Below are 19,197 nucleotides of genomic sequence, written 5' to 3' on the forward strand. Positions count from 1 at the left end.
CCCCACCGAAGTGGTTCATCGTTCGACTTGCATGTGTTAAGCACGCCGCCAGCGTTCGTCCTGAGCCAGGATCAAACTCTCCGTGAATGTTTACCGGATATCCGGTCGACACCACGAGAGCGGAGCGACCACCGGAATAAGGCGGTCGCTCACAGCGTCCTCGCTGTGTTTATTTCAAAGGAACCTCGCCCCAGCCGAATGGCCGGAGACGGGGTATCAACATATCTGGCGTTGATTTTTGGCACGCTGTTGAGTTCTCAAGGAACGGACGCTTCCTTTGTACTCACCCTCTCGGGCTTTCCTCCGGGCTTCCCTTCGGTCTTGCGTTTCCGACTCTATCAGACCGTTTCGGGCCTGATTCCCTGTCGGCGGGGCCTTTCGACATTCACTACGTTAGCCCATTCCCCGCACAACTCATAATCGAGTTCCGCGAGTTCGAATTCGGGCATGCGGGCACGCCGAAATCGTCCCCGCCGAGGGGATGTCGTAGGTAGTGGTTTGGCCGCTTCCGGCTGCTGGCGATTGCCGTACCCGGGTCAAGCGGCTTGGGCTACGTTACGCATCTTCCAAGAGCGAGTCAACTTGAGCGGCGCCTCGGGACATGGGCCCGATAGGGGCTGACCGTCGGGTCGTCGGCGACCCAGAACCGCCAGGGGTGGATGCCTCCTTCGCCGGCCACTCCCGTGCGCGGACCGTTGAGTACCTGGTCGGAGGGGACCGGGGTGCCGGTGAGCACCCTCAGTGGGGTGTCGCCCGGGTCGCAGGCGTCCGTGCCGTCCAGGTCCCGGTCCACGCCCAGGGCCGTGGCCAGGCGGGCCGGTCCTTTGGCCAGTTCTTTGTCATTTCGGGCCGAGAGTCGACGTTTGCGGGCCAGCTCCGTGCCTTCGAGGATCTCGCCGGCCCGGAGCAGGACGGCGCTCGCCCGGCCCTCCTCCCCGCAGACCAGGTTCATGCAGAACCACATGCCGTAGGTGAAGTAGACGTACACATGACCGGGCGGACCGAACATCACGCCGTTGCGGGCGGTGCGGCCGCGATAGGCGTGGGAGCCGGGGTCGTTCTGACCGTCGTAGGCCTCTACCTCTGTGAGGCGGAGCACGATCGGACCGTCCGGGGTCGTACGGACGAGGAGACGGCCGAGGAGATCGGGGGCGACCTCCAGTACGGGGCGGTCGAAGAACTCTCGTGGCAGTGGCGTACGGTCCGGGGGCGTGATCATGGCGTACGAGCGTAGTCCAGACGGGTGTGTGCCAAGGGGTGGTCAAGGGTCCGTCCGCTTGCCAGGGTGATGGCGCGGAACCGACCACGGCCGGATCGCGTTTGTAGGGATCAGGAATCCGCGCGTTCTAAGAGGAGAGACATGGCGTTCAAGAAGCTGCTCGCGAGCCTGGGGGCCGGCGGGGCTTCGGTGGAGACGGTGCTGACCGAGGTCAACGTCGTCCCGGGTGGTGTCGTCCAGGGCGAGGTGCGGATCCAGGGCGGGTCCGTGGACCAGGAGATCGAGGGGCTCTCGGTCGGGCTCCAGGCCAGGGTCGAGGTCGAGAGCGGCGACCAGGAGTACAAGCAGGACATCCAGTTCACCAAGGTCTCGCTCGGCGGTGCCTTCACGCTTCAGGCGCAAGCGGTGCACGCGGTGCCGTTCGGTCTGGAGATCCCCTGGGAGACGCCGATCACGATGATCGACGGCCAGGCGCTGCGTGGCATGAACGTCGGGGTCACGACCGAGCTGGCGATCGCGCGTGCCGTGGACTCCGGTGACCTCGACCCGGTCAACGTGCACCCGCTGCCCGCGCAGAAGGCGATCCTGGACGCGTTCATGCAGCTGGGCTTCCGGTTCAAGAACGCTGACCTGGAGCGCGGTCACATCCGTGGGACGCGGCAGCAGCTGCCGTTCTACCAGGAGATCGAGTTCTTCCCGCCGCAGCAGTACCGCGGGCTCAACCAGGTCGAGTTGAGCTTCGTCGCGGACGGCAACGCGATGGACGTCGTGCTGGAGATGGACAAGAAGCCGGGTCTGTTCAGCGAGGGCAGTGACACCTTCCGGTCCTTCCAGGTGGGTCTGCACGACTACCAGAGCACGGACTGGGCCGCCTATCTCAACCAGTGGCTGTCCGAGGTCGGCAGCAGGCGCAACTGGTTCTAGGCTCGGAACTGCTGATTCCGCAGATCGACCAGGAGGTACCGAGGTGACCGAGCTCAAGCGGCGACCGCTCCCCCATGACTTCCATCCGCCCGTGCCGTCGTTCACGGTCACGAGTGAGGATGTCGCCGAGGGGGCGACGCTCAAGGACGCTCAGGTCCACGCGGCCGGCAACACCTCTCCGCAGCTGCGCTGGGAGGGTTTCCCGCCGGAGACCAAGAGCTTCGCCGTGACCTGCTACGACCCCGACGCTCCCACGGGCAGCGGATTCTGGCACTGGGTCGTGTTCGACATTCCCGCCTCCGTGACCGAGTTGCCGGCGGGTGCGGGCAGCGGGAAGTTCGAGGGCCTGCCGGAGGGTGCCGTACAGGCGCGGAACGACTACGGGTCGAAGGACTTCGGTGGGGCCGCTCCGCCGCCCGGGGACGGACCGCACCGGTACGTCTTCACCGTGTACGCGGTGGACCAGGAGAAGCTCGGGCCGGATTCCGACGCATCGCCTGCCGTTGTGGGCTTCAACCTGCGGTTCCACGCGCTCGCGCGTGCCCAGTTGATCGGTGAGTACGAGGTGTCCGCCGAAGACTGACGTTCAACGAGCGTTTGCCCGCCTCTGGTCTTGGAATTGATCAGAGGCGGGCACTTTTATTGCGTTGTCCATCTCGGCGTGCCCGGCCAGAGTTGATCCAAGCCCAAGCCCGCCAGGGGGTGGGCCGGTGCGCACGGGAGGTGGGCTGGTCATGCGGGAGACGCTGGTACTGAACGCGAGCTTTGAGCCGCTGTCGACGGTGACGTTGAATCGAGCCGTCGTTCTGGTGCTTCAGGACAAGGCCGTCGTCGAGCAGTCCCACCCCGAACTGCGCATGCGCGGAGCCGCGGTCGACATACCGGCGCCCCGGGTGATCAGGTTGTGCAGGTATGTGCGGGTGCCCTTCCGAAGACAAGCCCCGTGGTCTCGGCGGGGTGTTCTGGTGCGTGACCGGCACAGGTGCGCGTACTGCGGGCGGCGGGCGACGACTGTGGACCATGTGGTGCCGCGGTCTCAGGGGGGTCAGGACACTTGGCTGAATACGGTGGCCTCCTGCGCGGAGGACAACCACCGTAAGGCGAACCGGACTCCGGCGGAGGCGGGGATGCCGTTGCTGCGGGAGCCGTTCGAGCCGACTCCGGCGGATGCGATGCTGCTGTCCTTGGGCCACGAGGACTTCTCTGCGCTGCCGGAGTGGTTGGCCGGGGAGGCCGCCTAGTCGTCTGCGGGGACCGGCTCGTCGGCGGCTGCAGGTTCGTCGTGGCTGGTCGCGCAGTTCCCCGCGCCCCTAGGTGCGTCAGGGCCGCCTTCCTCGAGAAGGCGGCCCCCTTGTCGTACGTCAGTCGATCTTCGGGGTCTCCCGGCGTTCCGTGCTTGTGTTGCCGCCGTTCGAGCCGCCGCCCATGCCGCCGAAGTTACCCATGGCGCCGGAGAGGCCCTTGAGGGCGTCGCCGATTTCGCTGGGGACGATCCAGAGCTTGTTGGCGTCGCCTTCGGCGATCTTGGGGAGCATCTGGAGGTACTGGTAGGAGAGGAGCTTCTGGTCGGGGTCACCGGCGTGGATGGCCTCGAAGACCGTGCGGACGGCCTGGGCCTCGCCTTCCGCGCGCAGGGCCGCGGCCTTGGCCTCACCTTCCGCGCGCAGGATCTGGGACTGCTTCTCACCCTCGGCGGTCAGGATCGCGGCCTGGCGGGTACCTTCCGCGGTGAGGATCGCGGCGCGCTTGTCACGGTCGGCGCGCATCTGCTTCTCCATCGAGTCCTGGATGGAGGTCGGGGGCTCGATCGCCTTCAGCTCCACGCGGTTGACGCGGATGCCCCACTTGCCGGTGGCTTCGTCGAGGACTCCGCGCAGGGCCGCGTTGATCTCCTCGCGGGAGGTCAGGGTCCGCTCCAGGTCCATGCCGCCGATGATGTTGCGCAGCGTGGTGACGGTGAGCTGCTCGATCGCCTGGATGTAGCTGGCGACTTCGTAGGTCGCGGCCCGCGCGTCGGTCACCTGGTAGTAGATGACCGTGTCGATGTTGACGACCAGGTTGTCCTGGGTGATCACCGGCTGCGGCGGGAACGGCACGACCTGTTCGCGCAGGTCGATGCGGTTGCGGATGGTGTCTATGAACGGGACCACGATGTTGAGGCCCGCGTTGAGGGTCCGCGTGTAGCGGCCGAAGCGCTCGACGATGGCGGCGCTCGCCTGCGGGATGACCTGGATCGTCTTGATCAGGGCGATGAAGACCAACACCACCAGAATGATCAAGACGATGATGACCGGTTCCATCGTGCTCCCCGTGCCCTTCTCCGCCTCGGCGTTTTCGGAAGATCTTATGGTTGTTGAAGATCTTGCTGGTCGAGTCTGACAGACCGTCGTGCAACTCGTGGTGCGTTCGGTTCAGTTGCATCCTGCGAGGTCACATGACGATCGCGGTCGCTCCCTCGATGTCCACGACATCCACTTCCTGGCCTGGTTCGTAGGCCCGGTCGGTGTCGAGGGCGCGGGCCGACCAGACCTCGCCGGCGAGCTTGATCCGGCCGCCCGCGCTGTCGACGCGCTCCAGGACGACGGCCTGTTTGCCCTTCAAGGCGTCCACGCCCGTGACGAGTTGGGGGCGCTGCGAGGAATGCCGGGCCGCGATGGGCCGTACGACGGCGATGAGGGCCACCGAGACCACGACGAAGACGAGCACTTGGACGACGACGTCACCGCCGAGGCCGGCCGCGACCGCTGCCGCGACGGCGCCGACCGCGAGCATGCCGAATTCCGGCATCGCGGTCACCACGAGCGGGATTCCGAGCGCTGCCGCGCCGACGAGCCACCACACCCATGCGTCGATGTCGTTCACGGGGCAATGGTAGGTCCGGGGGTACCGCCTCCGACAGGGCGCGATGGCGCGGGGAGGGGCTTCTTACCCTTGTTTTTGCGGGTACTTCACTTGATCACGACAGCGGGAGGCCCTGAGCGGTCCAGCGTTCGCCGACCTGCTTGACGACGAGAGGGAGGCCGAAGCAGAGGGAGAGGTTGCGAGAGGTGAGTTCGAGCTCCAGGGGGCCGGCAGCGAGCACCCTGCCCTGGCGGATCATGAGGACGTGGGTGAAGCCCGGGGCGATCTCCTCGACATGGTGGGTGACCATGAGCATCGAGGGGGCGATGGGGTCGCGCGCGAGGCGGCCGAGGCGTCGTACGAGATCCTCGCGGCCGCCGAGGTCGAGGCCGGCGGCGGGCTCGTCGAGGAGGAGCAGTTCGGGGTCGGTCATCAGGGCGCGGGCGATGAGGGTGCGCTTGCGCTCGCCCTCGGAGAGGGTGCCGAACTTGCGGTCCAGGTAGTCGCTCATGCCGAGGCGGTCGAGGAAGGCACGCGCGCGCTGCTCGTCGATGTCCTCGTACTCCTCCTGCCAGCCCGCGGTCATGCCGTACGCCGCCGTCAGCACGGTCTCCAGGACGGTCTGGCGCTTGGGGAGCTTGTCGGCCATGGCGATGCCGGCCATGCCGATGCGGGGGCGCAGTTCGAAGACGTCGGTGCCGGGCTTGCCGAGGGTCTCGCCGAGGATGGTGGCGGTGCCCTTGCTGGGGTAGAGGTAGCTGGACGCGAGGTTCAGGAGCGTGGTCTTGCCGGCGCCGTTGGGGCCGAGGATGACCCAGCGCTCGCCCTCCTTGACCGACCAGGAGACCTGGTCCACCAGAGCCCGGTCCTCACGGACCACGGATACGTCCTGAAGCTCCAGAACATCGCTCATGAGCGCGTTGTCTCCCCTTGCAGTGTGACGGTGTCGACGTCTCGGCTGTCGCGTGCGCGCTTTTGGGCGCAGCCCTCGATGAAATCTACGCCACCGGCCGCGCGCTCCGGTCCATCGGTCCGGTCCTTAGGCTGGGGGCATGTTCTCGGAACCGCGCTCTGGACGCCTTGCCGCTTGGGGAAACGGCCTTTTGGCCGGACTTGTCTCGCCGGACGACGCCGTACTGGCGATCGTCGGCGACGATGCCGTGCACCGGGTGGAGGGACTGCCCGGGGAGGCTTCCGCGGTCGGTCTCACCCTCGCGCTCGGGCGGCTGCGGTCGCTCGGGGTCACCGGGCTGCGGGTCGCGCTGCCCGCGCCGGGGCATCCGCTGGGGCTGAGCGGGCCGCCGGAGTTCAATGCGCGGGCGCTGGAGGCGGAGGAGGCCGTGATCTGTTACGGCGCCGCGCTGGGTCTGGTGCCCGAGGTGTACGAGGCCGGGCCCTCGGGTGATGTCCATGTCGAGGTGGTGTGGCATGTGCTGCCGGTGCGGGAGGCTCCGCCGGCGGACGTGCCGTCGCTGGGCGAGGCGGAGCGGGAGCTCGCGGAGGCCTTGCGGGAGGCGACGGAGGTGTTGTCGCGGCTGGACGTGGCGGGGTCGGGTCCGGTGGCGGAGGCGGCGATCTCGGCGTACCGGGCTCGGGCGGAGCGGGGGCGGGAGGTTCTGGCGCCGGGGTATCCGCCGCGCGCTGTGCGGGTGTTGGAGCTTGCTCAGCGGGTGGGGTTGTTGGTGTCGCTGGCTTATGAGAACGGACATGGGGGTGCGGTGAGCTCCGCGGAGATGCGGGCGCGGGGTGAGGCGCTGCGGCCGGTGGAGCGGACGGGGCGTCGGGCACAGGTGGCTGCGTACAACGCGTATGTGGAGGAGTTGGAGCGGGGGGTGCGGTGAGTTCGCGGGTGCGGCTGGGCGGGGGCTGGTCGCGCAGTTCCCCGCGCCCCTGGGTCGGCTGCACCCACCTCTTCTTTGGGGAGCGGGCAGCCAACGCCAAGGGCCCCTCAAGTCGTCGTTGACTTGAGGGGCCCCTGGTTCGGGTCCGACGTCAGTCGTTCGCGCCGGCGTTGCCGAACGCCGGGTTCAGCAGGGCGATCAGGTTCGCGGTGTTGCCGACCACGTTGACCGGGACGTGGACGGGGACCTGGACGAGGTTGCCCGAGGCGACGCCCGGCGACTTCACGGCCGCGCCGTCGGCACCCGCGTCGGCGACGGCGGCACCGGCAGCGGCACCCGTGGCGATACCGGCGACGGTGATGGCCACGGCGGCCTTCTTGGCGATGTTCATGGGAAGCGTTCCTCCTGCGTTCGCGTGTCCGACCCGGCCGCGGGTCGTGAGCTGATCAACGTGGAGGGGACGCGGGACGGTACGGAAATCCGTGCAGGACTGCCCGTTCGGTCCATTCGCCCGACAAGCGGACCGGCCTCCCGGACGCGTGGAACATCCGGGAGGCCGAGGTCACTGCCCTCTGGGGGCGGGCAGTCAGTGGTTGATGCCGAGGTTGCCGAAGGCCGGGTTCAGCACACCGATGACGTTCACGCTGTTGCCCACGGCGTTCACCGGGACGTGGACCGGGGCCTGGACGAGGTTGCCCGAGACGACGCCGGGCGAGCCCACGGCCTTGCCGTCGGCGTGCGCCCCGTCGGTGGCGGAGGCCATCCCGGCACCGGCGGCGATCAGCCCGCCGGCCACCATCGTCACGGCCGCTGCCTTCTTCAGGTTCTTCACTTCTGAGCCCTCCCTAGCGATTGCCGCGGCAGTCGCCGCAGCACGCACTGGAGAACGGCGGAGATCCACGGAGGTTGCGCCGTCCGGGGGACATTCCCACGACGGTATGAATCTCACTCCGGAGCGGAACCCTCCGTATTGCCGCCCACCGCGTGGATCAACCGGCCATCCCGTGACGTACCGCCCAGAGCGCGGCCTGGGTGCGGTCCGCCAGGTCGAGCTTCATCAGGATGTTCGAGACGTGGGTCTTGACGGTCTTCTCGGAGAGGACCAGCGCGCGGGCGATCTCCCGGTTGGAGCGGCCGTCCGCGATCAGTCCGAGCACCTCGCGCTCCCGCTCGGTGAGCGAACCGCCTCTGCCCTGACCGGAGTTGTTCTCCTCCTGGGACAGCAGGGCGCCCGCGACCTCGGGCTGGAGCAGGATGTGGCCGGCGTGGACGGAGCGGATGGCGCCGGCGAGGGCGTCGGGGTCCACGTCCTTGTAGACGTATCCGGCGGCTCCCGCGCGCAGGGCCGGGATCACGGTGCGCTGTTCGGTGAAGCTGGTGACGATCAGCACGCGCGCGGGGTTGTCCAGTTCGCGGAGTCTGCGCAGGGCGTCGATGCCGTCCATGCCCGGCATCTTGACGTCCATGAGGACGACGTCGGGTTTCAGTTCCTCCGCGCGCTCGACGCCCTCGGCGCCGTCGGCTGCCTCGCCCACGACCTCTATGTCGTCCTGTACTTCGAGGAAGGTGCGCAGGCCCCGGCGGACGACCTGGTGGTCGTCGACGAGCAGGACCTTGATCGCGTCAGCCACCGGGGACCTCCATCTCGATCGTGGTGCCCTTGCCGGGCGCCGATTGCACGGTCAGGGTGCCGCCGACCCCGCTGGTCCGGTCCCGCATGGAGACGAGGCCGAGGTGGCGGCCCGCGCGGCGGATGGCCTTGGGCTCGAAGCCGCTGCCGTCGTCCGTGACGCGCAGAACCGCTCCGCCGCCCCGCCGGTCCAGGGTCACGTCGACGTGCTCGGCGCCCGAGTGCCGCAGCGCGTTGTGCAGGGCCTCCTGGGCGACGCGGAGCATGGCCTCCTCCTGGGAGGCGGGCAGTGCGCGGAAGTTGCGGGCGGCGAAGGTCACGCGCGCGGTGTGGGCGCGGTCCAGGACCTGGATCTGGGTGCGGAGGGTGGCGGTCAGGCCGTCCTCGTCCAGAGCCGCGGGGCGCAACTCGACGACCGCGGCGCGCAGTTCGTCGGCGGCCTCGGCGGCGAGGGCGGCCACCTGCTGGAGTTCGCCCTTGGCGCGGACCGGGTCGCGGTCGACGAGGGCCGCGGCGGCCTGGGCGGTCAGGCGCAGGGAGAAGAGCTTCTGGCTGACCGCGTCGTGCAGTTCGTGGGCGAGCCGGGAGCGCTCCTCGGCGATGGTCAGCTCGCGGCTGCGTTCGTAGAGGCGGGCGTTGGTGAGGGCGATCGCGGCGTGCTGGGCGAGGATGGAGAGCAGCTCCTCGTCCTCCTGTGTGAAGCCGCAACTGCCCTCCGGCTTGGGGCACGGAGGGTGACCCCCCACACGGCGCAGCTTGTTGGCGAGGAAGAGCGCGCCGATCACCTCGTCGCCGTCGCGGATCGGCAGGCCCAGGAAGTCGGACATGTCGGGGTGGGCGGAGGGCCAGCCCTCGAAGCGGGGGTCCTTGCGGACGTCGGCGAGGCGCTCGGGCGTGGCCTCGTGCAGCATCGCGGCGAGGATGCCGTGCTGGCGCGGGAGCGGGCCGATCGCCTTCCACTGCTCGTCGCTGACGCCGTCCACCACGAACTGGGCGAAGCCGCCGTGGTCGTCCGGGACGCCGAGGGCCGCGTACTGGGCGTCGAGCAGCTCTCGGGCCGAGGCGACGATCGTCTTGAGGACGTCGCGCACCTCGAGATGCCTGCTCATGGCCAGCAGCGCGGAGCTCACCGCGGCGAGGCCGGACCGGGGACCTTGGCTCATGCCCTCAGCGTACGGGCGGGGTGTGACAGCGCGGATCGGACCTGTGACCGCGCCCGACTAGGGCGACGGACCTAGGGCGAAGGGCCGCTCCGCTCTGCGGCCCGCGTCCGAGGCGGCCGGGCCGGAGCCGTTCCTAGGTTGGGGGCACGCCGATCAGGAGGCGTGCGGGACGAGGGGACGGATGTCATGCCGGTGGGGATCATCACGGGGGCCTCGAAGGGCCTCGGGCGGGCGCTCGCCGAGGCGCTGGCCGCGCGGGGCTGGGACCTGGTGCTCGACGCCAGGACGGAGGAGGTCCTGGCAGAGACGGCGGGCGCGCTCGGCGCGCACGGGGCCCGGGTGACGGCCCTGCCCGGGGACGTCACCGACCCGGCTCACCGCTCCGGGCTGGTGGCCGCGGCCTGGAAGCTCGGCGGTGTCGATCTGCTGGTGCACAACGCGAGCGCGCTGGGCGCCGAGCCGCTGGTCCGGCTGGAGGGTCTGCCCCTGGACGGGCTGCGCCACGCGCTGGAGGTCAACGTCGTGGCCGCGCTGGGCCTGGTCCAGGAGGCGCTGCCGCTGCTGCGGGCGTCGGGGGCCGGCGCGGTGATCGCGGTCAGTTCGGACGCCGCCGCCGAGGCGTACGAGACGTGGGGCGGCTACGGGGCGTCCAAGGCCGCCCTGGACCTCCTCGCGGCGGTGCTGGGCGAGGAGGAGCCGGGGCTGCGGGTGTGGGCCGTCGATCCGGGGGACATGGCGACCGACCTGTACGCGGCGGCCGTACCGGACGACAAGGACCCGCGGCCGGAGCCGGGCAGTGTCGTGCCGGCTTTCCTGCGGTTGCTGGACGAGCGGCCGGCGAGCGGGCGGTACGCGGCTCCGGCGCTGCTGGAGGGGCGATGACGGTCGCCGTGCGCGTGCCGGCGGAGCTGTCGGCGCGGGTGCCCGCCGAGCAGCGCGGGCCGGGGCTGGACCGGGACGCCGTACGGCTGCTGGTGTCGCGGGGCACCGAGGTGTCGCACCACGCCTTCGCGGAGCTTCCGCGGCTGCTGCGGGCCGGGGACCTGCTCGTCGTGAACACCTCCGCCACGCTGGCCGCGGCCGTCGACGGGCGGATCGGGCACACGCGTGTGGTGGTGCACTTCTCCACGCGCGGGGACGACGGGCGGTGGGCGGTCGAGCTGCGGGAGCCCGACGGGAGGGGCACCACGCGTGCGCGTGCGGGCGGGCCCGCGGGGACGGAGGTGTGGCTGCCCGGGGGGCTGCGGCTGGTTCTGGAGGAGACGGTGAGCGAGCGGCTGTGGTGGGCCCGGGTGTCTGGTGGGGAGGTTCTGAGGCTGCTGCGGGAGCACGGGCGGCCCATCCGTTACTCCTACACCGAGCGGGACCAGCCGTTGTCCGTCTACCAGACGGTGTTCGCGCTGCCGTCGCCGGACGGGTCGGGCAGTGCGGAGATGCCCAGTGCGGCGCGGCCCTTCACCGCGCGGATGGTGGCGGAGCTGGTGAGCCGGGGGGTGCGGTTCGCGCCCGTCACGCTGCACACCGGGGTGGCCTCGGCGGAGGCGCACGAGCCGCCGTATCCGGAGCGGTTCTCGGTGTCGGAGGACTCCGCGCGGGCGATCAACGCGGTGAAGGCCGGGGACGGCAGGGTCCTCGCCGTGGGCACGACGGCCGTACGGGCCGTGGAGTCGGCGGCCGGGACCGACGGCGTCGTACGCGCGCGTGAAGGGTGGACGGATCTCGTCGTGACGCCGGAGCGCGGGGTGCGGGTGGTGGACGGGCTGCTGACCGGGCTGCACGAGCCGGAGGCCTCGCATCTGCTGATGCTGGAGGCGGTGGCGGGGCGGGCGGCGATCGACCGCGGGTACGAGGAGGCGCTGCGCGGGCGCTACCTGTGGCACGAGTTCGGGGACGTGCATCTCCTCCTGCCCGCGGAGGATCCTCACGCTGAGCATTGCTTCAGCAACTGCCGGTGAGACGGCTGTACGTGCGGTGTGAGCCCGCACATAGGGCGCAGATCACGTACGAAGAGAAATAGGAGACAAAGGCTTCCCGCATGAACGGGGCAGACGTTCTAGTCTGTCCCGTTTTGCCCTCCTGGGCTCCACTATCGAGGATCGTACGTCACACCTTTGCCCGGTCATTTTGCGGCCGCTAAGAATGGCTCTCGTCGCTCAGCGCCGCGGGTTCCCCCCGCGGCGTTTGTGCCGGAAGCACCCGTGTCCCCCGCCGGACAGCGAGCGACCTCCGCGCTATTCGAAGAGGTCCATCCCGCATGCTCAAGAACACCTTCACTCGTGGTCGTAGTCGCACGCTCACCAGGCACCACAAGATCGCCATCGCCGGTGTCGCCACGCTCGGCGCCGCCGCCGTGGCGCTCAGCGCGGTGCCGGGCAACGCCGAGACCACCACCTCCGAGGCCGCCGTCTCCTCGGCCCCGGTGAAGTACTCCTCCGAGCAGCTCCAGGGCCTGCGGGCGGACGTCAGCGAGCAGCTCGCCGCCAAGAGCCTCCAGGGGCAGGCCGCCGCGGCGAAGGCCAAGGCGGAGGCGAAGGCCAAGGCCGCCGCGAAGAAGAAGGCGGCCGCCGCTGCCGCCGCCAAGAAGGCCGCCGCCAAGAAGAAGGCCGAGAAGGCCCGCAAGGCCAAGGCCGCGAGCCGGTCCGCGCAGCGCGCCAAGCTGAAGGCCGCCGTGCGCAAGTCCTACGCCAACAACCTGGACGGCTGGATCAAGGAGTCCCTGGACATCATGAAGTCCAAGGGCATCCCGGGCACCTACAACGGCCTGTACCGCAACATCATCCGGGAGTCCTCGGGCAACCCGAACGCGATCAACAACTGGGACATCAACGCCATCAACGGCACGCCGTCGATCGGTCTCCTCCAGATCATCAAGCCGACCTTCAACGCCTACCACGTCCCCGGTACGGCCTGGAGCCAGTACGACCCGGTCGCGAACATCACCGCCTCCGCCAACTACGCCTTCCACCGGTACGGCTCGATCGACAACGTCAACAGCGCGTACTGAGGTCGCGCGGACCTCTCGTACGCGAGAAGGGCGGCTCCCCGTGCTGGGGGCCGCCCTTCGCCGTCGTAGGAGACCGGCTACTTGCGCATGACCTCGGGCTCGTGGCGGCGCAGGAAGCGGGAGACGAGGAAGCCGCAGACGACGCCGATGGCGATGAGGGCGATCATGTTGAGGCCCCAGGTGCTGACCGCGTGATCCCACAGCGGGTCGGTCGTGTCGCCCGGTTTCACGGGCGGGTTGACCTTGTTGAAGTCCAGGGTGGCGCCCGCGGCGGCGACCGCCCAGCGGGACGGCATCAGGTACGAGAGTTCGTTGACGCCGAGGGTGCCGTGCAGGGTGAACAGGCAGCCGGTGAAGACGACCTGGACGATCGCGAACATGACCAGCAGCGGCATGGTCTTCTCGGACGTCTTCACCAGTGCGGAGATGATCAGCCCGAACATCATCGAGGTGAACCCGAGCCCCATGATCGGCAGGCACAGTTCGGCGAGGGTGGCGTTGCCGAGGACCAGCCCCTCCTTCGGCAGTCCGCGGCTGGCGAAGCCGATGAGGCCGACCATCAGCCCCTGCAGGATGGTGATCACGCCCAGGACGACCACCTTGGACATCAGGTACGCCGAGCGGGACAGGCCGGTGGCGCGCTCCCGCTCGTAGATCACCCGTTCCTTGATCAGCTCACGGACGGAGTTGGCCGCGCCGGCGAAGCAGGCGCCGACCGCGAGGATCAGCAGGACGGTGGTGGCCGTGCTGTTCGGCTCGGGAAGCTTGGTCCTGGGGTCGATCGGCTTGGGCAGGAGGTTGTCGCCGAAGTCGATGAGCAGGCTCACCGAGCCGAGGACGAGCGGCAGGATCACCGTCAGGGCCAGAAAGCCCTTGTCGGACGCGATGACCGAGACATAGCGGCGCACGAGGGTGCCGAACTGGCCCGTCCAGCGCTGCGGCTTCGGCGGCTTCATGCCTTGCATCGGAGGCATCTGTACGGATTGCGGAGCTACGGCGTCTATGTCCGCGGCGTACATCTGGTAGTGCTGCGAGCCCTTCCAGCGTCCGGCCCAGTCGTAGTCGCGGTAGTTCTCGAAGGCGGAGAAGACGTCGGCCCAGGTGTCGTACCCGAAGAAGTTCAGGGCCTCCTCGGGCGGCCCGAAGTAGGCGACCGATCCGCCCGGGGCCATCACCAGGAGCTTGTCGCACAGGGCGAGCTCGGCGACGGAGTGGGTCACGACGAGGACCGTGCGGCCGTCGTCGGCGAGGCCGCGCAGCAGCTGCATGACATCGCGGTCCATGCCCGGGTCGAGGCCTGAGGTCGGCTCGTCCAGGAAGATCAGGGACGGCTTGGTGAGCAGCTCCAGGGCCACCGAGACGCGCTTGCGCTGGCCGCCGGAGAGGGCGGTGACCTTCTTCTCCTTGTGGATGTCGAGCTTCAGCTCGCGCAGCACCTCGTCTATGCGGTTCTCGCGCTCCTCGCCGGTGGTGTCGGCGGGGAAGCGGAGTTTGGCCGCGTACTTCAGTGCCTTCTTGACGGTCAGCTCCTTGTGCAGGATGTCGTCCTGCGGGACCAGACCGATGCGCTGGCGCAGCTCGGCGAACTGCTTGTAGAGGTTGCGGTTGTCGTAGAGGACGTCGCCCTGGTCGGCGGGCCGGTAGCCGGTCAGCGCCTTGAGCAGGGTGGACTTGCCGGAACCGGAGGGTCCGATGACCGCGATCAGGGACTTCTCCGGCACACCGAAGGACACGTCCTTGAGGATCTGCTTGCCGCCGTCGACCGTGACCGTGAGGTGGCGGGCGGAGAAGGAGACCTCGCCGGTGTCGACGAACTCCTCCAGCCGGTCCCCGACGATCCGGAACGTGGAGTGGCCGACCCCGACGATGTCCGCGGCGCCGAGCAGCAGCGAGCCGCCCTTGGGGATCGGCTGGCCGTTGACGTACGTGCCGTTGTGCGAGCCGAGGTCGCGGATCTCCATGCGGCCGTCGGGCATCGAGTGGAACTCGGCGTGGTGGCGGGAGACCTGCAGGTCGGAGACGACCAGGTCGTTCTCCAGGGCGCGGCCGATGCGCATGATGCGGCCGATGGTGAACTGGTGGAACGTGGTCGGGCTGCGGTCGCCGTAGACGGGCGGCGCATCGGCGCCGACGCCGCCGCCCGGGCCCTGCTGCTGCGGGATCCGCTGCGGCTGGTGCGCGTGCTCCGGTCGCTGGGCCTGGGGCCAGCCGGACTTCGCGGCCTGCTGCGGGGGCTGCTGGTGAGGGGCCTGGTGGGCGGCCTGCTGAGGGGCCTGGTGAACGGCCTGCTGAGGAGCTTGGTGCGGAGTCTGCTGTGCGGCCGGTTGCTGGGGTGTCTGCTGGGCCCAGGCCGGGTTCGCGCTCTGTGCGGCGTACGGCTGCCGCTGGGGCTGTGCGGCCGGGGCCGCGGTGCCGGTGAGGCTCAGCAGCGGGCCGTCGTTCGCGTTGCCGAGGTGGACCGCCGAGCCGGGGCCGAGCTCCGACCGGTGGATCCGCTGCCCGTGCAGGAACGTGCCGTTGGTGCTGCCGTGGTCCTCGAGGAACCAGCCGTGCCCGTTCCAGGTGATCGTGGCGTGACGCCAGGACACCCTGGCGTCGTCGAACACGATGTCGCCCTGTGGATCACGCCCCAGGCTGTACGCCCGGGACGGATCCAGCGTCCAAGTGCGTCCATTCGCTTCCAGTACGAGTTCCGGCACGCCAAGCCCCACTGAGTAGTCCCCCGAATTGCCCCCGTCACAGGGAGTGTAGGGATGTCGAACATCGTCGGGAACTATTTCAGGATCCGCCCCTTGACCGAAAGGTGGGCCCCGAGAAGACCACGTTCGCGCGCTTCGGCCGGTTCCGTTGACGGGGTTGAAACCGACCCGGAGAGTGGGTAATCCTCCGCGAGGGGGACAAGCGCGGTCTCGGCCGTGCCGCGGATCGGGGGGTCTGCCATGGGTGCGTCCAGGAACGTCGAGAGCGCTGCGCACGGCGTGCGAATGCCGTGGGGGGACATCCTGCTGTCCGCCATAGCGTCCGTGAGCTGGGCGTTGATCGGGATGGCCGGTACGGCCGCGCTCGGACTGCATCTGCTGGAGGCCGATTCCGCGGCCTCGCTGGGCCCGATGACCGCGGCGGTGGTGGCTCTCGCGGCGGGCGGTTCGGTGACGCCCTCCGGGGACGTGTCCGCCTTCGGATTGACGGGGGCGCAGGCGGCGACCGCGATCGAGATCACGCCACTGGGCGTCAGCCTGGTCGGCGCGGTGCTTCTGTCCTGGTTCTTCCTACGGTCCCTGCGGGGGGCCGGAGCGGTGATCGCACCCTCCGAGCTCCTGGCCCGCGCGGGTTCCGTGGTCGCGCTGTTCGTGGCGATGCTGGGCGGGCTGGCCTGGGCGGGACACGACGTCATCACGATCGACGGGGGCTCGCTGGGGCTCGACAAGCTGCCCGGGGCGGGCGGAGGTCTCGACATCCCCGGGCTGGGTGACGTCGGTGACGTCGGCGGGCTGCTGCCCGACCAGCTCGGCAACCTCATCGACGCGAAGGCCGCGGTCGGCTTCACGGTGGACACCGCGCCGACGCTGCTCGGGGGGCTGGGCTGGGCTGCCGGGATCCTGCTGATCGCGCTGCTGGCGTCCCGCCGCGCACCGCTGCCGCGCGGCTGGGAGTCCGTGCACCGGGTCGTACGGCCGGCCGTGTCCGCGCTGGTGACGGTGCTGCTGGTCGCGGTGGCCGCGGGGCTCTCGGCGGCGGTGTACGCGGCGATCGGCGACGACCACCCCAAGCGGATCGCGGGCGCGGCGCTGCTCGGGGCGCCGAACGGGGTCTGGCTGGGCATCCCGATCGGCCTGTTCGTCCCCTTCGACGGCCGCGCGACGGGCGTCCTCACGAACTTCCTCCCGGACCCCCTGGACCGACTGCTCACCTCGGACTCCGACCAGTCGGTGACGCTGGGGCGCTTGGCGGAGCTGGACGGGCGGGTGTGGCTGCTGGGGGTGGGGGCGGCGCTGATGATGCTGCTGGCGGGGGTGCTTACGGCTGCGCGGACGCCGGTGGGGGTTCGGGGGGCCGGGGTTGTGGGGGCGGCCGGGGGGCCTGGGGGCGGAGCCGAGGCGGTGTGGGCGGCCGGGGGCCCCGGGGGCGAGGCCGGTGCGGTGCGGGCCGCGGGGGGGCCTGGGGGTGGAGCCGGTGTGCCGGGTGGAGTGGGGGCTGTACGGGATCCGGGGCCGCTTGGGTTTGCCGGGCGGTGTGCGGTGCGGTTGGGGATCGCCACCGCGTTGGCGTTGCCGTTGCTCGCCTGGCTGACGGAGGTGTCGGTGGATGCCTCGCTGTCGGTCCTGGGGTTCGACGCGTTCGGCGCCGGGGTGGCGTTGCGGGGGCAACTCGGAATGGCGGTGCTGCTCGGGGCGGTGTGGGGCGCGGCGGCGGGAGCGGCGGGGGCGTTGCTGGCCCGGGCGACGGGTGCGGCGGGGTCGCGGGCAGCTGCGCTGGCACTGCGTGACGTGAGCGCGGCGGACGGGCTCCGGGCGGGGGGCGGCGGGGATCCGCGGTACGTGGGTGGGGGTCACGGGGGTGGGGCCGGCCCTTATGACGACAGTACGGCGAGGTTGTACGAGGGTGGATCCGAGCCGTACCGCGGCGGGGCCGAGCCCCACCGCGGTGAGGCGGGGCCGTACGTGCCCGGTGCGTCGTATCGGCCTCCGAATGCGGCGACGAACCCCTATCTGCGGGTGCCGGAGGAGTTGAGAGGGCCGGAGGACGCGCAGGATCGTCGAGGAGAGCAGGGGCGTGGGAGGCCGGGGGCGCCGAGTGGGTGGTATCGGCAGGGAGAGAGCTCGGCGTCGTCGGAGGGCGGCGGCGGCTCGGAGAGCTCACGGCCCTCGGACGAGCGGGAGCGCCACGGTGACTCGCCGCCGAGGCCCGGGAACGTCTACGGCGCTCCCACGGTGGCCGGTGCGATCGACCCGCCCCCTCGTTCACCCCAGCGGCCTCCCCGGCCGCGCCCCGGCGGCCGACGCGGCTCCGGCGGCTCCGGCGGCTCCGGTGGCGAGGAGGGACGGCAGCAGCCGCCACCACCGCCGCCTCCTCCCCCGCCGCCACCGCCCGGGAAGCCGAAGGGACGGCGCTGATTCGGCACCGGCCACGACAGGCCGCGCCCGGCTCTCGACAGCCCGGACGTGTCCGGCGCGTAAGGAGTCCGCCACTCGCCCGACACCCACTGTTCCGTGTCCGTCAGACGGACCGCGGGAGCAGGAGGCACTGGGTGCCGGATACGGTGGGAACACCATGAGCGCTTCGCAGACCTCGTCTCCCGACGTCCCCACCCTTCTCGTCAAGATCTTCGGGAAGGACAGGCCGGGCATCACGGCCGGCCTCTTCGACACCCTCGCCGCCTACTCGGTCGACGTGGTCGACATCGAGCAGGTCGTCACCCGTGGCCGAATGGTGCTGTGCGCGCTCGTGACCGCGCCGCCGCGCCCGCAGGAGGGCGATCTGCGGGCGACCGTCCACAGCTGGGCGGAGTCGATCAAGATGCAGGCGGAGATCATCTCCGGTCTCGGCGACAACCGGCCACGCGGCCTGGGACGTTCCCTGGTCACCGTGCTCGGTCACCCGCTCACCGCGGAGGCCACCGCGGCGATCGCCGCGAAGATCGCCAAGGCGGGCGGCAACATCGACCGTATCTTCCGGCTGGCCAAGTACCCGGTCACGGCCGTCGAGTTCGCGGTGTCCGGCGTGGAGACCGAGCCGCTGCGCACCGCCCTGGTGACGGACGCCGGCAAGCTCGGCGTGGACGTGGCCGTCGTCGCCGCCGGTCTGCACCGCCGGGCCCAGCGGCTGGTCGTGATGGACGTGGATTCGACGCTCATCCAGGACGAGGTGATCGAGCTCTTCGCCGCGCACGCCGGCTGCGAGGACAAGGTCGCCGAGGTGACCGAGGCCGCGATGCGCGGCGAGCTGGACTTCGAGCAGTCGCTGCACGCGCGTGTGGCGCTGTTGGAGGGGCTGGACGCCTCGGTCGTGGACAAGGTGCGCAGCGAGGTCCGGCTGACGCCGGGCGCGCGCACCCTCATCCGGACGCTGAAGCGGCTCGGCTTCCAAGTCGGTGTGGTCTCGGGCGGGTTCACCCAGGTGACCGATGACCTGAAGGACCGGCTGGGGCTCGACTTCGCTCAGGCGAACACGCTGGAGATCGTCGACGGGAAGCTCACCGGCAGGGTGACCGGGGAGATCGTGGACCGCGCGGGCAAGGCGCGGCTGCTGCGCCGGTTCGCCGCGGAGGCGGGGGTGCCGCTGTCCCAGACGGTGGCGATCGGCGACGGCGCCAATGACCTGGACATGCTGAACGCGGCCGGGCTCGGCGTCGCCTTCAACGCCAAGCCGGTGGTGCGGGAGGCCGCGCACACCGCGGTGAACGTGCCCTTCCTGGACACGGTGCTGTACCTGCTGGGCGTCACCCGCGAAGAGGTCGAGGCGGCGGACGCGCACGTGGAGGACTGAAACCCGGCGGACGGGACCGAGCCCGGCGCACGGGAGGCAGCTCGGTGCCGCCCCGGCGGACAGACAGTGGCCCGGCACCTTCGCGGTGC

Annotated in this window: 18 protein-coding genes and 1 rRNA gene; 9 read left to right on the forward strand and 10 right to left on the reverse strand. The window is 70.2% G+C overall.

Annotated elements, in window-relative coordinates; translation table 11 throughout:
* A 16S ribosomal RNA gene (locus ACFULQ_RS43465) occupies window positions 1-87 on the reverse strand; the annotation flags it as partial.
* 490 nt (window positions 88-577) lie between these two features.
* Window positions 578-1,219: a DNA-3-methyladenine glycosylase gene (locus tag ACFULQ_RS43470; RefSeq protein WP_383555720.1), complete on the reverse strand. Its 642-nt coding sequence runs from the start codon at window positions 1,217-1,219 to the stop codon at window positions 578-580.
* 141 nt (window positions 1,220-1,360) lie between these two features.
* On the opposite strand from ACFULQ_RS43470, the gene ACFULQ_RS43475 reads away from it, so the two are divergent.
* The 3 genes from ACFULQ_RS43475 to ACFULQ_RS43485 all read left to right on the forward strand — a co-directional run bounded on the left by ACFULQ_RS43475 (window position 1,361) and on the right by ACFULQ_RS43485 (window position 3,384).
* Window positions 1,361-2,143 (forward strand): sporulation protein, encoded by a 783-nt coding sequence (locus tag ACFULQ_RS43475; RefSeq protein ID WP_383555723.1) that lies wholly within the window; start codon window positions 1,361-1,363, stop codon window positions 2,141-2,143.
* Window positions 2,144-2,186: 43 nt separating this feature from the next.
* Window positions 2,187-2,726 carry a YbhB/YbcL family Raf kinase inhibitor-like protein gene (locus ACFULQ_RS43480; protein ID WP_383555726.1) on the forward strand — a complete coding sequence of 180 codons (540 nt, stop codon included), beginning with the start codon at window positions 2,187-2,189 and terminating at the stop codon, window positions 2,724-2,726.
* Window positions 2,727-2,877: 151 nt separating this feature from the next.
* Complete coding sequence (locus ACFULQ_RS43485; RefSeq protein WP_020140694.1) at window positions 2,878-3,384, forward strand: HNH endonuclease; 507 nt, start codon at window positions 2,878-2,880, stop codon at window positions 3,382-3,384.
* Between the two features lie 120 nt (window positions 3,385-3,504).
* Here ACFULQ_RS43485 and ACFULQ_RS43490 read toward each other — a convergent pair whose 3' ends face one another.
* From ACFULQ_RS43490 to ACFULQ_RS43500, 3 genes are all read right to left on the reverse strand, one after another.
* Window positions 3,505-4,443, reverse strand: a complete 939-nt coding sequence (locus tag ACFULQ_RS43490; RefSeq protein ID WP_383555729.1) for an SPFH domain-containing protein — start codon at window positions 4,441-4,443, stop codon at window positions 3,505-3,507.
* A gap of 130 nt (window positions 4,444-4,573) precedes the next feature.
* Entirely contained in the window at window positions 4,574-5,005 is a 432-nt protein-coding gene (locus ACFULQ_RS43495) for an NfeD family protein (protein WP_383555732.1), read from the reverse strand.
* 94 nt (window positions 5,006-5,099) lie between these two features.
* Window positions 5,100-5,897: an ABC transporter ATP-binding protein gene (locus ACFULQ_RS43500; protein ID WP_383555734.1), complete on the reverse strand. Its 798-nt coding sequence runs from the start codon at window positions 5,895-5,897 to the stop codon at window positions 5,100-5,102.
* Window positions 5,898-6,036: 139 nt separating this feature from the next.
* On the opposite strand from ACFULQ_RS43500, the gene ACFULQ_RS43505 reads away from it, so the two are divergent.
* Window positions 6,037-6,825 carry a hypothetical protein gene (locus ACFULQ_RS43505; RefSeq protein WP_383555736.1) on the forward strand — a complete coding sequence of 263 codons (789 nt, stop codon included), beginning with the start codon at window positions 6,037-6,039 and terminating at the stop codon, window positions 6,823-6,825.
* 151 nt (window positions 6,826-6,976) lie between these two features.
* Here ACFULQ_RS43505 and ACFULQ_RS43510 read toward each other — a convergent pair whose 3' ends face one another.
* The 4 genes from ACFULQ_RS43510 to ACFULQ_RS43525 form a co-directional block, all read right to left on the reverse strand.
* Window positions 6,977-7,216 carry a chaplin family protein gene (locus ACFULQ_RS43510; protein ID WP_383555739.1) on the reverse strand — a complete coding sequence of 80 codons (240 nt, stop codon included), beginning with the start codon at window positions 7,214-7,216 and terminating at the stop codon, window positions 6,977-6,979.
* A 195-nt stretch (window positions 7,217-7,411) separates the two neighbouring features.
* Window positions 7,412-7,657: a chaplin ChpE gene (chpE, locus tag ACFULQ_RS43515; RefSeq protein WP_356468438.1), complete on the reverse strand. Its 246-nt coding sequence runs from the start codon at window positions 7,655-7,657 to the stop codon at window positions 7,412-7,414.
* A gap of 157 nt (window positions 7,658-7,814) precedes the next feature.
* On the reverse strand, window positions 7,815-8,456 hold the full coding sequence (locus ACFULQ_RS43520) for a response regulator (RefSeq protein ID WP_383555743.1): 642 nt from the start codon (window positions 8,454-8,456) through the stop codon (window positions 7,815-7,817).
* Window positions 8,449-9,618: a GAF domain-containing protein gene (locus tag ACFULQ_RS43525; protein WP_383555745.1), complete on the reverse strand. Its 1,170-nt coding sequence runs from the start codon at window positions 9,616-9,618 to the stop codon at window positions 8,449-8,451. The genes ACFULQ_RS43520 and ACFULQ_RS43525 overlap by 8 nt, the downstream gene beginning before the upstream one ends.
* Window positions 9,619-9,804: 186 nt before the next feature.
* On the opposite strand from ACFULQ_RS43525, the gene ACFULQ_RS43530 reads away from it, so the two are divergent.
* The 3 genes from ACFULQ_RS43530 to ACFULQ_RS43540 all read left to right on the forward strand — a co-directional run bounded on the left by ACFULQ_RS43530 (window position 9,805) and on the right by ACFULQ_RS43540 (window position 12,622).
* The gene (locus ACFULQ_RS43530) at window positions 9,805-10,500 is read left to right on the forward strand and encodes an SDR family NAD(P)-dependent oxidoreductase (RefSeq protein ID WP_383555759.1); all 696 of its coding nucleotides are present in this window, start codon (window positions 9,805-9,807) and stop codon (window positions 10,498-10,500) included.
* The gene (locus ACFULQ_RS43535; RefSeq protein WP_383555748.1) at window positions 10,497-11,573 is read left to right on the forward strand and encodes an S-adenosylmethionine:tRNA ribosyltransferase-isomerase; all 1,077 of its coding nucleotides are present in this window, start codon (window positions 10,497-10,499) and stop codon (window positions 11,571-11,573) included. The genes ACFULQ_RS43530 and ACFULQ_RS43535 overlap by 4 nt, the downstream gene beginning before the upstream one ends.
* A 299-nt stretch (window positions 11,574-11,872) precedes the next feature.
* Complete coding sequence (locus ACFULQ_RS43540; RefSeq protein ID WP_383555751.1) at window positions 11,873-12,622, forward strand: transglycosylase SLT domain-containing protein; 750 nt, start codon at window positions 11,873-11,875, stop codon at window positions 12,620-12,622.
* 77 nt (window positions 12,623-12,699) lie between these two features.
* Here the strand turns inward: ACFULQ_RS43540 and ACFULQ_RS43545 are convergent, their stop codons facing one another.
* Entirely contained in the window at window positions 12,700-15,321 is a 2,622-nt protein-coding gene (locus ACFULQ_RS43545; protein WP_383555753.1) for an FHA domain-containing protein, read from the reverse strand.
* Between the two features lie 240 nt (window positions 15,322-15,561).
* On the opposite strand from ACFULQ_RS43545, the gene ACFULQ_RS43550 reads away from it, so the two are divergent.
* Both ACFULQ_RS43550 and serB read left to right on the forward strand, forming a co-directional pair.
* On the forward strand, window positions 15,562-17,736 hold the full coding sequence (locus tag ACFULQ_RS43550) for a streptophobe family protein (protein WP_383555755.1): 2,175 nt from the start codon (window positions 15,562-15,564) through the stop codon (window positions 17,734-17,736).
* 157 nt (window positions 17,737-17,893) lie between these two features.
* Complete coding sequence (gene serB / locus ACFULQ_RS43555) at window positions 17,894-19,108, forward strand: phosphoserine phosphatase SerB (RefSeq protein ID WP_383555757.1); 1,215 nt, start codon at window positions 17,894-17,896, stop codon at window positions 19,106-19,108.
* The last annotated feature ends 89 nt before the right edge of the window (window positions 19,109-19,197 follow it).

The organism is Streptomyces sp. NPDC057253 (genome assembly GCF_042669125.1).
Taxonomy (GTDB): Bacteria; Actinomycetota; Actinomycetes; order Streptomycetales; family Streptomycetaceae; genus Streptomyces.

Bases quoted from the DNA above. Each gene is read 5' to 3' on its own strand.
- ACFULQ_RS43485 (WP_020140694.1), top strand. From the start codon at position 2,878: ATGCGGGAGACGCTGGTACTGAACGCGAGCTTTGAGCCGCTGTCGACG.
- ACFULQ_RS43475 (WP_383555723.1), top strand. From the start codon at position 1,361: ATGGCGTTCAAGAAGCTGCTCGCGAGCCTGGGGGCCGGCGGGGCTTCG.
- ACFULQ_RS43505 (WP_383555736.1), top strand. From the start codon at position 6,037: ATGTTCTCGGAACCGCGCTCTGGACGCCTTGCCGCTTGGGGAAACGGC.
- serB (WP_383555757.1), top strand. From the start codon at position 17,894: ATGAGCGCTTCGCAGACCTCGTCTCCCGACGTCCCCACCCTTCTCGTC.
- ACFULQ_RS43540 (WP_383555751.1), top strand. From the start codon at position 11,873: ATGCTCAAGAACACCTTCACTCGTGGTCGTAGTCGCACGCTCACCAGG.
- ACFULQ_RS43470 (WP_383555720.1), bottom strand. From the start codon at position 1,219: ATGATCACGCCCCCGGACCGTACGCCACTGCCACGAGAGTTCTTCGAC.
- ACFULQ_RS43525 (WP_383555745.1), bottom strand. From the start codon at position 9,618: ATGAGCCAAGGTCCCCGGTCCGGCCTCGCCGCGGTGAGCTCCGCGCTG.
- ACFULQ_RS43500 (WP_383555734.1), bottom strand. From the start codon at position 5,897: ATGAGCGATGTTCTGGAGCTTCAGGACGTATCCGTGGTCCGTGAGGAC.
- ACFULQ_RS43530 (WP_383555759.1), top strand. From the start codon at position 9,805: ATGCCGGTGGGGATCATCACGGGGGCCTCGAAGGGCCTCGGGCGGGCG.
- ACFULQ_RS43550 (WP_383555755.1), top strand. From the start codon at position 15,562: ATGGGTGCGTCCAGGAACGTCGAGAGCGCTGCGCACGGCGTGCGAATG.
- ACFULQ_RS43490 (WP_383555729.1), bottom strand. From the start codon at position 4,443: ATGGAACCGGTCATCATCGTCTTGATCATTCTGGTGGTGTTGGTCTTC.
- ACFULQ_RS43535 (WP_383555748.1), top strand. From the start codon at position 10,497: ATGACGGTCGCCGTGCGCGTGCCGGCGGAGCTGTCGGCGCGGGTGCCC.
- ACFULQ_RS43510 (WP_383555739.1), bottom strand. From the start codon at position 7,216: ATGAACATCGCCAAGAAGGCCGCCGTGGCCATCACCGTCGCCGGTATC.